Annotated in this window: 14 protein-coding genes and 1 pseudogene; 5 read left to right on the plus strand and 10 right to left on the minus strand. The window is 56.4% G+C overall.

Going from position 1 to position 14,530, the window contains the following annotated elements; all coding sequences use genetic code 11:
- Positions 1-52 precede the first annotated feature (52 nt).
- The 3 genes from AB4N48_RS06805 to AB4N48_RS06815 form a co-directional block, all read right to left on the minus strand.
- Positions 53-1,447 (minus strand): undecaprenyl-phosphate glucose phosphotransferase, encoded by a 1,395-nt coding sequence (locus AB4N48_RS06805; RefSeq protein ID WP_252867993.1) that lies wholly within the window; start codon positions 1,445-1,447, stop codon positions 53-55.
- A 390-nt stretch (positions 1,448-1,837) separates the two neighbouring features.
- Positions 1,838-2,497, minus strand: a complete 660-nt coding sequence (locus AB4N48_RS06810; protein ID WP_460094997.1) for a winged helix-turn-helix domain-containing protein — start codon at positions 2,495-2,497, stop codon at positions 1,838-1,840.
- Between the two features lie 277 nt (positions 2,498-2,774).
- On the minus strand, positions 2,775-3,515 hold the full coding sequence (locus tag AB4N48_RS06815; protein WP_095182403.1) for a winged helix-turn-helix domain-containing protein: 741 nt from the start codon (positions 3,513-3,515) through the stop codon (positions 2,775-2,777).
- 573 nt (positions 3,516-4,088) lie between these two features.
- Here AB4N48_RS06815 and AB4N48_RS06820 point away from each other — a divergent pair.
- Positions 4,089-4,922, plus strand: a complete 834-nt coding sequence (locus tag AB4N48_RS06820) for an undecaprenyl-diphosphate phosphatase (protein ID WP_460094998.1) — start codon at positions 4,089-4,091, stop codon at positions 4,920-4,922.
- Here the strand turns inward: AB4N48_RS06820 and AB4N48_RS06825 are convergent, their stop codons facing one another.
- Together AB4N48_RS06825 and dusA are read right to left on the minus strand one after the other, a co-directional pair.
- The gene (locus AB4N48_RS06825) at positions 4,923-5,342 is read right to left on the minus strand and encodes a DUF2388 domain-containing protein (protein ID WP_236169401.1); all 420 of its coding nucleotides are present in this window, start codon (positions 5,340-5,342) and stop codon (positions 4,923-4,925) included.
- Between the two features lie 27 nt (positions 5,343-5,369).
- Positions 5,370-6,356, minus strand: coding sequence for a tRNA dihydrouridine(20/20a) synthase DusA (gene dusA / locus AB4N48_RS06830; RefSeq protein WP_460094999.1), 987 nt, complete (start codon positions 6,354-6,356; stop codon positions 5,370-5,372).
- A 648-nt stretch (positions 6,357-7,004) separates the two neighbouring features.
- Between dusA and lepB the strand changes: the two genes are divergently transcribed.
- From lepB to rimA, 4 genes and pseudogenes are all read left to right on the plus strand, one after another.
- Positions 7,005-7,802 carry a signal peptidase I gene (gene lepB / locus AB4N48_RS06835; protein ID WP_460095000.1) on the plus strand — a complete coding sequence of 266 codons (798 nt, stop codon included), beginning with the start codon at positions 7,005-7,007 and terminating at the stop codon, positions 7,800-7,802.
- A gap of 638 nt (positions 7,803-8,440) precedes the next feature.
- Positions 8,441-9,469: pseudogene (locus AB4N48_RS06840) on the plus strand (methyl-accepting chemotaxis protein); the annotation flags it as partial.
- Between the two features lie 201 nt (positions 9,470-9,670).
- Positions 9,671-10,375, plus strand: coding sequence for a methyl-accepting chemotaxis protein (locus AB4N48_RS06845; RefSeq protein WP_370593522.1), 705 nt, complete (start codon positions 9,671-9,673; stop codon positions 10,373-10,375).
- Positions 10,376-10,514: 139 nt separating this feature from the next.
- A complete protein-coding gene (gene rimA / locus AB4N48_RS06850; RefSeq protein ID WP_375122437.1) occupies positions 10,515-11,324 on the plus strand; it encodes a S6 modification regulatory phosphodiesterase RimA in 810 nt (269 codons plus the stop codon).
- Here rimA and AB4N48_RS06855 read toward each other — a convergent pair whose 3' ends face one another.
- The 5 genes from AB4N48_RS06855 to copC form a co-directional block, all read right to left on the minus strand.
- The gene (locus tag AB4N48_RS06855; RefSeq protein WP_460095001.1) at positions 11,325-11,798 is read right to left on the minus strand and encodes a DUF6691 family protein; all 474 of its coding nucleotides are present in this window, start codon (positions 11,796-11,798) and stop codon (positions 11,325-11,327) included. It lies immediately after the preceding gene.
- A 2-nt stretch (positions 11,799-11,800) separates the two neighbouring features.
- Complete coding sequence (locus AB4N48_RS06860; protein ID WP_056791428.1) at positions 11,801-12,235, minus strand: YeeE/YedE family protein; 435 nt, start codon at positions 12,233-12,235, stop codon at positions 11,801-11,803.
- A 190-nt stretch (positions 12,236-12,425) separates the two neighbouring features.
- Positions 12,426-13,211 (minus strand): transporter substrate-binding domain-containing protein, encoded by a 786-nt coding sequence (locus AB4N48_RS06865; protein ID WP_375122436.1) that lies wholly within the window; start codon positions 13,209-13,211, stop codon positions 12,426-12,428.
- A 58-nt stretch (positions 13,212-13,269) separates the two neighbouring features.
- Complete coding sequence (copD, locus tag AB4N48_RS06870) at positions 13,270-14,139, minus strand: copper homeostasis membrane protein CopD (protein WP_460095004.1); 870 nt, start codon at positions 14,137-14,139, stop codon at positions 13,270-13,272.
- 3 nt (positions 14,140-14,142) lie between these two features.
- On the minus strand, positions 14,143-14,517 hold the full coding sequence (gene copC / locus AB4N48_RS06875; RefSeq protein ID WP_056791417.1) for a copper homeostasis periplasmic binding protein CopC: 375 nt from the start codon (positions 14,515-14,517) through the stop codon (positions 14,143-14,145).
- Positions 14,518-14,530: the final 13 nt, after the last annotated feature.

Below are 14,530 nucleotides of genomic sequence, written 5' to 3' on the forward strand. Positions count from 1 at the left end.
CCGCCCACAAAAAAGGGGACTTTCGTCCCCTTGTGATCTGCAGCGCTGAGCCTCAGTAAATATCCTTCGACAACAACGTAAACGGCGTCTTCACGAGGATCTTCAGATCCAGCCACAACGACCAGCTGTTGATGTACTGCAGGTCGATCTCGACACGCTTTTGCATCTTGTCGATGGTGTCGGTCTCACCCCGGCAGCCGCTGATCTGTGCCAGGCCAGTGATGCCCGGTTTGATTCGGTGACGCGCCATGTAAGCGAGGATCTTGCCCGAGTAGTAATTGTTGTGCGCCACCGCATGCGGCCGTGGCCCCACCAGCGCCATGTGCCCCTGCAACACGTTGAACAACTGCGGCAACTCATCCAGCGAAGTACGGCGGATAAAACGGCCTACTGCGGTGATGCGCGAGTCATTACGGCTGGCCTGTTTCACTTCACGGTCATCGTGGACACGCATCGAGCGGAATTTCCAGACCTTGATCACCTTGCCGTTCCAGCCATGGCGGTCCTGCTTGAAAAACACCGGGCCGGGCGAGTTGATTTTCACCGCCAGAGCGATGATCAACAGCAGCGGACTGAGCGCGATGATCGCCAGGAATGCCACGGTTTTCTCCACCAGACTCTTGCTCAGGGCAGCGGTCGGGCGGCTGGTCAGCGGGCTTTCGTTCAGGTAAATCGCCGGCAGGCCGTCCACGACTTTCACCGAGTGGTTGAGCAGGGTCAGGCTGTTCAAGTCCGGCACCCACACCACATCGACGTTGGCCCCGAGCAAATCGACATACATCGCTTCGATCTTCGCGGCTTCGCACAGGGGCAGGGTGATGTACAAACGACGGATGTCGTGGGCTTCGATCAGCTCAAGCAACTCGTCCTGAGCACCAACGACACGCGGTGCATCGGAGCCGAGAGCGGGCTTGTCTCCGTTGCTGACCAGCCCGATCAGCGGCAGGTTTTCCAGTTGGCTGAGTTTCTTCGCCAGGCCCAGCGCCAGTTCGCCAGTGCCGACAATCAGCGTCCGGTGTTCGCTTTTACGCGAACGCTGGTAGAACTTGGAAAATGCATGCAGCGGCGCGTAGAGAAACGCCTGACCGAGGAAGCCGTACACCGCCCAGCTCAGAATCACCTGACGGGAAAACAGCTCATCGGCCTGGCAGACAAAGGCGATGCACGCCAGCGCGGCCATGGTTATCGACCAACCCATGAACAGGCGGCCGAGGCCGGTCAGGTAGTTGTCGCGTTTGCGGTAAACACCCGTGAATGTGTAAGCGGGCACCGAGGCCAGGACGGCGAGGGTGGCGCACATTCGGTAGTAGAACGCGACGGTGCCTGTGTGCTGTTCAGCGAGGATGAACAGCAGCGTCACAACGAAAGCCTGTGCCAGCGCCCATTGGCCCCAAAAGGTCAGTCCCTTGAGGCCCGTGCTTCGATTAATACTGAGAGAAAGATCCATACGATATCCCCAAAAGACGTCCATTCAGGTTTCAACAGTTGAAAGCCGAGTTGTTATGCAGACTTATTGTTTTTGTTTTAGCGAGTGTCTTGAGGTAACAACATCGAGAGCCGAACTGTCGTCAGCCAATAGACTAAGTTATTGCCGGGAATGGTGTCTGACGAGTTCTAACAAGATGGCACAGTGCCAACTTTTTAATAATTAAATAGATGGCTGTTAGAAAAGGTCGTAGAGCGGGGGGTGAAAAGGCGAGGGGGTATTTGTTACTGTTGCAGGGTGGAGGCAGGGAAGCTTTTATTGAATCAGGGAGGGAAAACCAGACAGAGTGCTCTTCTTGTTGTTGTAGTCGCACTTTATATCTGTTTGTCTCGGTTTTAGTGGCGCCGGTGATTACGCTACGACTTCCTGGATCAGGCAATATCCGCGATTTCTTACGGCACGGAACAATCGCTCGCCATTACTCGCACTTTTGAACTTGTCCTGCAACCGGCTCAGGCACATTTCCAGGCCACGGTATTGTTCCGGTTCCCGGCCAATACTGATGATCAGGTCATCACGACTGACCACACGCTCTTCATGGCTCAGCATTTTCCTGATCAGAGCGGTTTCCAGGCCAGTCAGGCTGATCGCAACATTGTCCTTGAGCAACACGCCTTGTTCATCGTCAAGATGCCAGGTGTCGCTGCAAGGCTCAGTGCTCTCGCTGACATTGGAGATATGAGCGCGTTCTGCACTGCGGGTCGGGAAGCTTTGAAACGGATTGTCTGTTTGCGCGGCTCGCCATTCATTTTCAAGAGTGGCCAGTATGCGTTGAGTATCATGTTCGATACTGCGCGCAACATTCTTTCGGCTGAGGCTTGGGTAACTGAACTCCATGACCATCGGGGCGGAAGAGGGCGAAGCAACACCTTCAACAAACATTTGTGCCTGCGACGTGCCAAACGAATTGAAACGCTCACTGGACAAGATGCTTTCCAGTTCACGTTGCGACGTTGTGCTGTGCGTCACAACAACAAAATATTTTCTGGGGAGGGTTGTACTCGTTTCCATGTCTCTCTCCTAAATACACACCAAAATTGGCTAAAAGATAAATCGGCAGGCGAGCAATGACTTCCTCGGAAGTAATCGTAGGCAGGGTTCTGGCCGAAAATGGCCATCGATAAATTCCACTCGATCTGCTGCTATGTTATGGAGTTTTATTGTTATGTGGCGTGATGCCGTACTCATTCAAGTGCTTGAGTTTTAATAAGTATGAGGCGCAATTGGAACGATATGGCTGCATCAGACGATCCTTCGTACGTATGCAAAAGGGAAGACTGCCCGAGACTCAGGCAGTCGATATCAGGCCCCGCATCAGGCGATAGCCGTAGCCGCGGATGCTCTGAATCGCGTTTGTACCATACATGTCCTTGATTTTTCCACGCAAGCGACTGATTGATTTTTCCAGTGCCCGAGGATCGTAGAAATTGCTGTTGAGGCCCATGATGCTGGCGATTTCATCATGACTCAGAATGTGATTGCCGGTGTGCGCAAAGGCCTCGAGGATCTTCATCTCGGCGAAAGAGATATCCAGTTTGCGCCGACTGTCCATCAGGCAGATCCGCGTCGGATCAAGCGTGAGATTGATATCTCGTTGCCAGTCTTCGCTGTTGAAGAACTCCGCGAGCAAGTCTTCGCTGTCATCGCTCAATGTGTTGAGCTTGATACAGGCATCCGCCCCGGCGAGGAAATATTTGATCTTGTTGACGGCACCGCGGCCGGTGACAATTGCGCAAATAAGTGGCTTCAAGTTGTCATCGCGCAGGTTCTGCACCAGGGCCAGATTTTCTTCGATAGCTTGTGGATTATCGATGATGACGAAAATGGCGCGGTAGGAACCGATGTAACCGTGCTGCTTATATGAACTAGTGAAAGCACCTGTTTCCAGAGTCATATCGGGCTGCACGTGCTTTGCGATCAGCGATCTCAAATGATCAGCCACACCCAGTGTACGACCCAGCGCAAGAACACCGGATTCATCATTTGTCGGGCGCGGACTTCTCGTCGCCAAGTTCCCTGAGAGCATCATGCGTTGACTCGAATTAGGTGCTGACATCGGGATGTTAAAGCACCGGTTCTCATCTGTGACTGACAATTGGTAACATTTGCGCGGATTTTAGACGTGTCTCCCGAGTTTTCTAACAATAACTAAGCTTTTCAGGCTTTTAGTTGATTTTTTCGGGCTTGTGAACTAATGGATAAGTGATGGCTATATGCAATGGTGCCACTATTTTGAGCTTGTGACGATGGCGTTGTCTATGTCCTTTTGCCACTGATTGGCCATGTCAACAATGTGTGAAGTTGATCACACTTCATATCTGAACTGAAATATTTGTTGTAATAGATGTAAATTTTTTCCGTTTAGTTCGTCGGCCGACGATTACTAACATGACTTGAGTGTGGCAGTCCGTTAAACCTATTCTTCGAAATCAAAAGGTCGCGGCCTTCGGCAGCTTCTACATGGAAATGCATTCCAAATGTAGGAGCTGTCGAAGGCTGCGATCTCTTTAGATCTTTATATGCGCCAATTGTGTAGTTCAGATACTCAACCCCTGAGTGTTATTGACTGGTCGCTCACCCTGAGTGCTCTGACGGAGGATTAATGGATTTCTGGACCCTTTTCCAGGTATTGATATTAGGCGCGGTTGAAGGCCTGACCGAGTTCTTGCCCATCTCGAGTACCGGCCACCAGATTATTGTCGCCGACCTGCTCGAGTTTGGCGGCGAACGCGCCATGGCGTTCAACATCATTATTCAACTGGGGGCCATTCTTGCGGTGGTCTGGGAGTTTCGTCCGAAGATCTTCGAAATCGTCAAAGGCCTGCCCACCGAGCGCAACGCGCAACGTTTCACCCTTAATCTGCTGATCGCGTTTTTCCCGGCCGTTGTCCTCGGTGTGTTGTTCGCCGACGCGATTCATGAATACCTGTTTAACCCGATCACCGTTGCCGTCGCCCTGGTTGTCGGCGGCATCGTCATGTTATGGGCCGAACAGCGAAGCCATGTGGTCAGCGTCGAACATGTCGATGACATGCGCTGGTCTCACGCGTTGAAGGTCGGTTTCGTACAGTGCCTGGCGATGATTCCCGGCACCTCGCGCTCCGGCTCGACCATCATCGGCGGTCTGCTCTTCGGCTTGTCGCGCAAAGCCGCCACCGAGTTCTCGTTCTTCCTCGCCATGCCGACCATGGTCGGCGCCGCCGTTTATTCCGGCTACAAATACCGCGACCTGTTCCAACCCAACGACCTGCCAGTCTTCGCCCTCGGCTTCGTCACCGCCTTCATCTTCGCGATGATCGCAGTGCGTGGCCTGCTCAAATTTATCGCCAACCACAGCTATGCCGCGTTCGCGTGCTACCGGATCGGTTTTGGTTTGTTGATTCTGGCAACCTGGCTGTTTGGCTGGGTGAACTGGAGCGCCGCAGCGGCCGCCTGATCACTGCGCGCTGATCAACGCCGCCACGGCGAGATCGTTTAACGTCGAATCCGACGACTCCTGACGAAAGCGCTGCAAGGCCGAGGTGAAATATGCGGCCTGCAGCATGCCGTCGCTGGCCAGATAGAGTCGCGCGTCTTCTTGCTCCTCGGCGGAGTAAACACGCTTGTGACTGTCGGTGGTTTCCTGGCTAGACGAAATAGGTGCGAGGATCAAAGACACCAAAGTGAAGCCGGAAAACTGCGTCACCTCCCACGGCGTATCGGTATGGCCCATGCAAAAGCCATCGCAGTGCGCATAAACGTTGGAGGTGAAGCTGAACAAAGCGAGGAGGGTGAAACGCTTGAAACCTGAACAAGTAAACGCGGGCATAAACGAAAGACATCCTGTCAGTACATCAAAACACCGGGCAACGCTCATGCGTCGCCCGCACGCTCAATCCATCAATCAACGACCTTCAAGCAACTCAGCCGCCTGATCCAGCAACGCCAGCGGATCCTTGGCCTTGTGAATATCCACCGACAACAACTGACGAAACTTGCGCGCCCCGGGGAACCCTGTGCCCAGGCCCAGCACATGCCGAGTGATGTGATGCATCGCACCACCGGCCAGCAAATGCTCGGCGATATACGGCCGCAACTGCGCCAACGCCTCAGCCCGACTGATCACCGGCGCGGTACTGCCGAACAGTTGCTGATCGACCTCCGCCAGCAAATACGGATTGTGATAAGCCTCACGCCCCAACATCACGCCATCGAACGTCTGCAGATGCTCATGGCAGGCCTCCATGGTCTTGATCCCGCCATTCAGCACAATCTCCAGCTCCGGAAAATCCGCCTTCAACTGCGCCGCGACGTCATAGCGCAACGGCGGAATGTCGCGATTCTCCTTCGGCGACAACCCCTCCAGAATCGCAATCCGCGCATGCACGGTAAAACTCGTGCAGCCGGCATCCCGCACAGTACCGACGAAATCGCACAGCTCGGCATAACTGTCGCGCCCATTGATGCCGATCCGGTGCTTCACCGTTACCGGAATCGACACCGCATCGCGCATCGCCTTCACACAGTCGGCCACCAACTGCGGATGCCCCATCAGGCACGCGCCGATCATGTTGTTCTGCACACGATCGCTTGGGCAGCCGACGTTAAGGTTCACCTCGTCGTAGCCGTGTTCCTCGGCCATGCGCGCGCAGGCGGCGAGATCCAACGGAACACTACCGCCGAGCTGCAAGGCGAGCGGGTGCTCGGCTTCGTTGTGACGCAGGAAACGTTCGTGATCGCCGTTGAGGAGTGCGCCGGTGGTGACCATTTCGGTGTAGAGCAGGGCGTGCTTGGACAGGATGCGCAGGAAGTACCGGCAGTGGCGGTCCGTCCAATCCATCATCGGGGCGACGGAGAAGCGGCGGGAGAGTGTGACGGGTTGTAGGGACATGTGAGGAATCTGGATCAAGAAGGCGAAGGCGCAAGAGTTTATCAGGTCTGCGAACAGGCAAAGGCTTGCGAGGCGCTGTTTGTGGTTTGAACTGGGCTCCGACGCGCTCGGCCTGATGGGAGGAAGTGTATTTCTGCCTGTTTTCTGTCCTTCAGTATGCGTTTAAACGATTGCGCAGGCGCATGTTTAAATCTGACTGGTGAAAGTTATCCGAAGCCTACCTTGTCTTGCGCCTCCCCCTACACCTAAGACAGAATCCGCCGGCTTGTGCGTCTAGCCTGCGGGTTTTATCGTCTCCGGGTCACTGAAAACAGTGATCGGGTTTGGTAGCCCGTTCCGTCAGAAGCACAAGACTACCGTTTTGCGACGACGTTTCTCGTCTTAGTTTTATGGTGGTCATGCGTGGGGCATCTTCGGATGCGCCGGGGTTCCTGACGACCGGTCTACCAACCTGCGTATGGCCTCCACCCTTCGTTTGGTAGCGAGCGTGATGGCTCCTTTTCGTTCATCCGTCAGGAGTTGTACAGCCTGCAATTGCGCACGACCGGTTATTTTTCCGCTAAATAACCCCCACTGCATTGCCCGTAGCGCCCTATTGGCTGAATAGGCCGGGCGCTTGATTGTTAGCTATTTACGTGAAGAGAATTTATGTCTACTCCTGATAAGCCGAAGTTGCCGCTGCAAGCATTTGTGATGTCGTGCCTAGTGGCCGGCTGGGGTCTGGTGTATGCCGGTCAGGTGAAGTGGGCGGTGCGTGTTGCCGCTTTGCTTTATCTGGGGGTGATTTTACTCGGTGTCTGCGGGGTGCCTGCCACGCCATTGGGCCTGTATGTCTTCGCTACGTTTATCGTCCTGGTGAAACTCGGCTCGGCCACGGCGGCTGCGATATCGGTGCGTAGAAACGACCGTCCGGTGAACAGCCCCAGCACCCGTTTCCATGTGCTTTACGTGGTGGCGCTGGTCATCTTTACGCTGGTTCTTTTCGGTCCATTGCGAGGCCCGACGCTAGGGTTCAAGACTTACTTGATCCCCTCCGGCTCGATGGTTCCGACCCTTTCGATCGGTGACTATATCGTCACCAACATGCGCATCGACGCGCCGCAGGTGGGCGACATTGTGGTGTATCGCTATAACGGCACGGAGGCGGTCAAACGTGTGGCAGCAGTGGGTGGCGACACCTTGTCGATTGTTGACGGTAAGGTCATCCGCAACGGCGAAAACATGGGGCTGTTCTTTGCGCCGACAGAGCGCGTGAAGGATCCTCGTTATCTGCAAACGCCGCAGACGGTGGTCGAGAAAAATCATGTTTATCTGCTCGGCGATAACCGCGACAGCAGTAACGACAGCCGCTTTATGGGTCAGGTCGCAGTCCAGGACATTACCGGTAAAGTCACCGGAATCTGGTATTCATCCGATCGATCGAGGATTGGTACAGCCTTTCAATGAACACAAAAGCCGTCACCTTAAGGTGACGGCTTTCTCTTGCAGATCTAGCCAAACTGACTCGCCGACTCAACCGCAGATTTCGGCTTCCTCAACCGGGTCAGCTGGTAAGCAATCCAAACCATCACTGCATGGCCCTCAAGGCAATCTGCGTGTACCCATGCCCACCACGCACCACACACCACACACCACACACCACACACCGGACGCCTTCGAGGCAGTGATTGCGTGGCCAGGCATTTGAATCCGCATTTTCAACCCCGTTTTACGCCAATAGCGATGTGCCACAAATCATGATGGCAATGCGTCATCACGCCGCTCAAAAAGTTCAACGATTATACAAAAATATAAAGTTGTACAAGTTTTCCCAAAATTAATAGCATCCCTCCAGACACCTTTGCTGAAACGATAAATCCAGCGTGCAAATGCTCTGTTTGCGACGTGAAGGGTTTGTCTGCCGGTGCTCGCGTCGGGTCTCTTTTCGACGCTTCAACAGTATCGGCATTTGCATTTCCGGGGCAGCTGGAGCGTCCCGTATTACGCCCTGGATGACGACCCCCGAATGTCTGGACGGTGACTGTGGTTACCGGAGATCAATTTTTTGTGCCTGGCGTTTCGCGTCAGGACGTTTGAGGCTGAATATGGCAGTAGCATCGAATTTCCTCGGTGACATCAAAGTTTCCCGCAAGCTGGGAACCGGCTTCGGCATTCTTCTGCTGGCCGTTTTGGCGGTTGCCTTCATTGGCTATAACAGCAACAGCGTGCTGGTTGATCGCTTGAGTACGACGCGTCTGATCGGCACGTTGAATGACGCTACGCAAAATATGCGTCTGTCCGAGAAACAGTACGAAGCCGCCGCTGACGCAGCGTTCGCCGAGTCCTATAACGCGCAGTTGAATGTCTTGCAGGGCCTTGTGAGCAAGGCGCTGGACACCTTGACTCGCGCTGAAAACCAGCAAGCCCTGAAGGCTTTGCAAACCACGATTGTTGCCTACGACCAGAAGGTCAAACGGCTGATCGCTGCCGATCAATCGACCACTGATGCGCTGAAACCGCTGACGGCGCTGTCGGACAAGTACGCGCAAACTTTTGCCGGCATGCTTGAAGGCACCACAACCAGTGCACTGGCGTCTGCCGATGGTGAACGCGTTCGGGAGCTGCGCACGGTGGCCGATTTGCGCAATGGCATGACCACGTTTCGCCTGATGTTGCGTCGTTACATTGCGGTGCCCAACGACGTGAACAAAAAACTGCTGATGGAAACCATCGATAGCTTCTTGAGTGATATCAGCAAGGCGCGCACCAGCCTGCCGACGGCCCTGTCGAGCCAACTGGAAGAAGCGCATGCCGGCATGCGGCGTTATCGCGAAGTATTGATGGAAGTGGCCGGGCTGTTTGAGCAGAAGCAGAACATGCGCGAGCAGGTCGACCAGCAAAGCAAGGCGATGGACAAGATCATGAGTGGCCTGATGGACACCCAGCAGCGCCTTGCACATGAGGATCAGCATTCGGCTTTTATTCAGATGGCGGTATTGACTGCGTTGGCGCTGGTGATCGGGCTGTTGGCTTCGGTGGTCATCTCGCGCCAGATCACTGCGCCGCTAGCGCTGACGGTTGATCTGGCACGACGGATTGCCAAAGGCGACCTGACGGTACAGGCCAGGTCTGCGCGCAAAGATGAGTTGGGCGATCTGCAAAATGCGATGCAGGAGATGGCGCAGAACCTGAACACGCTGGTGCAAGGTATCGGCAATGGCGTCACGCAGATTTCCACTTCTGCGGAAAAGCTTTCGGCCATGAGCGAGCAGACCAGCGCAGGTGTACGTCAGCAAAAAAGCGAAGTGGATCAAGTTGCCACGGCGATGCACGAAATGGCTTCGACGGTGCAGGAAGTTGCGCGTAACACCACCGATGCTTCAGCTGCCGCGACCCTCGCCGATCAGCAGGCGCGCCATGGCAGCACGGTGGTCAAGCAGGCGACGGTGCAGATCAGCGAACTTGCCATGGCCATTGAGGAGTTGGGCGGTGCGATGAACGTGCTGACTCAGGACAGCGAGCAGATCGGCAAAGTCATCGATGTGATCAAAGCCGTCGCCGAGCAGACCAATCTGCTCGCGTTGAACGCCGCTATCGAAGCCGCACGGGCGGGTGAGCAGGGACGTGGTTTTGCTGTGGTGGCAGACGAAGTGCGCTCGTTGGCACAGCGCACGCAGGACTCGACCAAGGAAATCGAAGCGTTGATCGTCACCCTGCAACAAGGCACGCAAGCGGCCGCGACGCTGATGACCTCAAGCCGCGAGCGCACCCTCGATACGGTGGTACTGGCGCAGAAGGCCGAATTGGCGATTACCGAGATCAATCAGTCCATCGGTACGATCCAGGAGATGAGTCTGCAGATCTCGGCCGCCGCCGAGCAGCAAAGTGCCGTGGCCGACGAAATCAACCGCAGCATTGTCAGTGTGCGTGATGTGGCTGACCAGTCGGCTGTCGCCAGCGAAGAAAGTGCGGCGGCGACGATCGAATTGGCGTCCCTGGGGCAGGACCTGCAGCGAATGACCGCGCATTTCCGCACCTGACCATTTAACGTCGAGCACGCGGCGCCTTTGAATATTCAGGCGCCGCAGGGCTGCAGTTGTTGCCTGGTTTGCAGATGACGCAATCCTGCAACTGATCATTTATCACCATGGAAGGTTACAACCCGTTATCAGGGGTGTCATGACCGACTTTCCAAAATCAATAGTGTCTCCCGGTGGCTGCCAGGGCTGTAAGAACAAAGGTGTGCCAGAGATGGATTTCGCCTTCGCTTTCCAGCCCATTGTGGATCTGCGCGATCAAACGACGTTTGCCCATGAAGCGTTGGTTCGCGGCGTAAACGGTGAAGGCGCCTTGTCTGTCCTGGAGCAGGTGGACGATCAGAACCGTTATCGATTCGATCAACTGTGTCGTGTGCGGGCGATTTCCACGGCGGCTGACTTGGGCATGACGCAGTACCTGTCGATCAACTTTCTGCCGAATGCCGTTTACCGGCCGGAGATGTGTATTCGCAGCACGCTGGAAGCGGCGCGCACATACGGCTTTCCGCTGGAGCGGCTGATCTTTGAGGCCGTGGAAGGCGAGCACGTTGAAAGCAACAAGCATTTGATGAATATCTTGCGTGAGTATCGTGAGTTTGGTTTCAAGACGGCGATCGACGACTTTGGCGCAGGCTATTCCGGCCTTAACTTGTTGGCGGATTTTCAGCCAGACCTGATCAAGCTGGATATGGCGCTGATCCGCAATATTCACCGTGACCGCGTACGCCAGACCATCGTGCGCAACGTGGTGAACATGTGTAGAGAGTTGGGCGTGGAAGTGATCGCCGAGGGCATAGAAGATGCCGAGGAAAGAGACTTTCTCGCCGATTGCGGCATTTACCTGATGCAGGGCTACTGGTTCGCCAGGCCGGCCTTTAAATCATTGGCGCAGATCTCGACGAGTGCGTGGCAGGGGAGATCATCCAATCCGCGATCTTGTGCAAAACATTGATCACCACCAACACTGGCTGCCGTGGGTGCCCTGCGCCTTAATGTCGGTTGTTCTGCGGTCACGGGTTGCGTCGGGTTTCCAGCAGCGTAGCCCCATGCCTGCGAGCATCGCCAATACGAAAACGATTGCTTGCCAGTGGCCTGTCAACAGGATGGTCACTGCCGGGCCAGGGCAGATGCCGGCTATCCCCCAACCGACCCCGAACAGCAGGCTGCCACCAACCAGACGTCGGTCCAGCTCTTTTCGGGCGGGTAGTTGCATGGGGTTGCCCAGTACCGATTTGCGTTGCCGGCGTGCCCAGGTCAGCGGGCCGATAGCGATGGCAATGGCGCCCACCATGACCAATGCCAGCGAGGGATCCCAGGCCCCGGCCACGTCGAGGAACGCCAGGACTTTCGTCGGATTGGCCATGCCCGCCAGAAGTAATCCGACGCCGAACAGCAGGCCGGCCAGGAATGCATTGAGTTTGAGCACGTTCAAACTCCCGTCAGATGGCGCAGGACAAATACGGTGAAGAACCCGCTGAGCATAAAGCAGGCAGTGGCGAGCATCGAACGTGGCGAAAGGCGCGATATGCCGCAAACGCCATGGCCGCTGGTGCAACCTGAGCCGTAGCGTGTGCCAAGCCCTACGAATAACCCTGCGAGAATCAGCCCTGACCAGTCGCTCTGGAACTCGATCGGCGGTAACGCCTTGAACAATCCCCACAGCAGTGGCGCCACCAGCAGGCCAAGGATGAACAGCGCCTTCTCGCTGGCGCCTTCACGATTGCGTTGCAGCAGGCTGCCGATCAGGCCGCTGATGCCGGCAATACGTCCATTGCCGACCACGAACAGACTCGCGGCCAGGCCGATCAGCGCGCCGCCGGCAAGGGAAGACCAAGGCGTGAAATTGAGCCAGTCGACATTCATGGGACGCCTCAAGCGCAGTAGCGGTGGATGTGCGGTATGCATCGCGGCGGAAGCGAACGTGTCGCTGTGATTTCAGTGTAGGCCTTGTCTGCTTTTTGGAATTACGGCTGCCACTTTTCTCCACCGCGTGCCGACCGCGTGCATTGAGCGAACCGTTCCCTCAATGCGCGCGTCGGCCGGGTTCCTTGGCTTACTGCGGCACCGCAATCCACTCACTCAACGTCTGCTGATACTTGCCAGTGACCTTGCTCAAATGTAGCCACTGATCGACATACAGTTTCCAACTGATGTCATCGCGCGGCAGCAAGTACGCCTTCTCACCGTACTGCATGTACTGATGCGGATTCACTGCGCACAACCCCGGTTTGAGTTTCTGCTGATACAGCGCTTCCGAGGCGTCGGTGATCATCACGTCGGCTTTGTTGTCGAGCAGTTGCTGGAAGATCGTCACGTTGTCGTGCAGAGCCAGTTGCGCTCTGGGCAGGAAGGCGTGAACGAAAGCTTCGTTGGTGCCGCCGGCAGGTTCCACCAGGCGCACGTTGGGCTGGTTGATCTGGTCGATGGTCTGGTATTTGGACTGGTCGGCGCAGCGCACCAGCGGGATTTTGCCGTCAGTGTCGAGGGTGTTGCTGAAGTAGGCTTTTTTCTGCCGTTCCAATGTGACCGAGATGCCGCCCATGCCGATGTCGCATTTGCCGGCCTGCATGTCGGGCATCAGGGTTTTCCAGCTGGTCTGCACCCATTGCACCTTGACGCCGAGGCTGTCGGCCAGGGAGCGGGCCATGCTGATGTCGATGCCTTCGAAGTCGCCGTCGCTGCGCTTGAAGGTGTAGGGCTTGTAGTCGCCGGTGGTGCAGACACGCAACTGGCCTTGTTGCTGGATGCTGTCGAGGTGGGACGAGGCCGGGTCGGCGTGAGCGCCAGTCGCCAGGGTCAGCAGGCCGCCGAGGATCATCGTGCTTTTTAGTGTTGTCATTGAGATCGGGCTTCTGAAAGGGAAGGTGGCCCAGTGTAGTGAAAGCCTTCCACGGGTGTCATCCCGGGTCCGGACTCAATGTGCCGAGCCACGCCACCAGCGCCACGATCAACAGGGCAAGGGCCAACTCCATTACGACACTGCGCCGCAGCGCTTTCGCGGCGATGAGGTGCTGGCCGTCGCGCAGCGATCGTTGCAGTGACGGTCCAAGATGAAAGCGGTTCAACGCAGCCAGCACCAGCATCACGGCGAACGCCAGCACCTTGATCGCCAGCAGCAGCCCGTAAGTGCCGAACAGCACTCCGTCGAACCTTGGGCCGACGATGAAAAGATAATTCATCACGCCGGTGACCGACACCGTCAGCACGATCAGCGCGCCCACCCATTCGAAGCGTTTCACTGCATCGGCGAGCAGGCGAAGGCGTGTGTCACCGATCCGCCCGCTCACCATCAACACCAGCGCCAGCAAGGCACCCAACCACGCTCCCGCCGCAAGCAAATGCAAGATGTCGCTGAGAAAGTGCCAGAACCGCAGCCATCCTTCGTCCATCGCGCCATGCCCGCTCCACGCCAGCGAAGCGAGGGCAATGGCGCCTGCCAGCGACGCTGGCCACAGACCCGGCCGGATCACCACGATGGCCAGCGCTGTCATCCGCAGCGCCCACGCCAGGCCGACGTCCGTTTCCAATACCATCATCTGCAGGTGCGGCCACAACGCCGCGAGCTGTGTTTCGCCACTCATGGCGCGGGTCATCAGCACCAGCCCGGCCACTGACAGCAATGCCCCTGTGACTGCCATGCCACGCAATAACCGACGGAACTGCAGCAACGTGTTGAAGCTGTACAAGCCAAATAACGCCAGCCCGAACACCAGCAGCAAATCGATATACAAGGCGAACCGCAGGATGATGTTGAGCAGGTCCGCCATTGTTCACTTCACTTTGAACGTGACGTTACCGGTGATCGGGTGCGTGTCGGCGGACACCGCGCGCCACTGCACCTGATAGGTGCCGGCAGGCAGCGGGGCGAGCGGGGTGATCAGCATGGTTTTCGGATCGCTGCTGGCGCTGACTTTGGCTTTCATCGGCATCGGCGAGTGAGCCATGCCACCCATTTCGGTCATTACCAGTTTGGCCCCGGAAAATTGCGTGACCAGGTTCTCGGAAAAGTGCAGCTCGATCCTGCCCGGCGCGGCGCCTTCCGCGCCTTCGGCTGGCGTTGACGAAAGCAGTTTCGGGTGGGCCTGGGCGAGGGTGCTCAGGAGCAATCCGCTGGCGAATATCAGGGGCAGGGTTAATGTGCGCATGCAAGGTCTCCGA

Source organism: Pseudomonas sp. S2_C11 (assembly GCF_054668395.1).

Bases quoted from the DNA above. Each gene is read 5' to 3' on its own strand.
- AB4N48_RS06805 (WP_252867993.1), bottom strand. From the start codon at position 1,447: ATGGATCTTTCTCTCAGTATTAATCGAAGCACGGGCCTCAAGGGACTG.
- AB4N48_RS06810 (WP_460094997.1), bottom strand. From the start codon at position 2,497: ATGGAAACGAGTACAACCCTCCCCAGAAAATATTTTGTTGTTGTGACG.
- AB4N48_RS06815 (WP_095182403.1), bottom strand. From the start codon at position 3,515: ATGATGCTCTCAGGGAACTTGGCGACGAGAAGTCCGCGCCCGACAAAT.
- AB4N48_RS06820 (WP_460094998.1), top strand. From the start codon at position 4,089: ATGGATTTCTGGACCCTTTTCCAGGTATTGATATTAGGCGCGGTTGAA.
- AB4N48_RS06825 (WP_236169401.1), bottom strand. From the start codon at position 5,342: ATGAGCGTTGCCCGGTGTTTTGATGTACTGACAGGATGTCTTTCGTTT.
- dusA (WP_460094999.1), bottom strand. From the start codon at position 6,356: ATGTCCCTACAACCCGTCACACTCTCCCGCCGCTTCTCCGTCGCCCCG.
- lepB (WP_460095000.1), top strand. From the start codon at position 7,005: ATGTCTACTCCTGATAAGCCGAAGTTGCCGCTGCAAGCATTTGTGATG.
- AB4N48_RS06845 (WP_370593522.1), top strand. From the start codon at position 9,671: ATGGCTTCGACGGTGCAGGAAGTTGCGCGTAACACCACCGATGCTTCA.
- rimA (WP_375122437.1), top strand. From the start codon at position 10,515: ATGACCGACTTTCCAAAATCAATAGTGTCTCCCGGTGGCTGCCAGGGC.
- AB4N48_RS06860 (WP_056791428.1), bottom strand. From the start codon at position 12,235: ATGAATGTCGACTGGCTCAATTTCACGCCTTGGTCTTCCCTTGCCGGC.
- AB4N48_RS06865 (WP_375122436.1), bottom strand. From the start codon at position 13,211: ATGACAACACTAAAAAGCACGATGATCCTCGGCGGCCTGCTGACCCTG.
- copD (WP_460095004.1), bottom strand. From the start codon at position 14,139: ATGGCGGACCTGCTCAACATCATCCTGCGGTTCGCCTTGTATATCGAT.
- copC (WP_056791417.1), bottom strand. From the start codon at position 14,517: ATGCGCACATTAACCCTGCCCCTGATATTCGCCAGCGGATTGCTCCTG.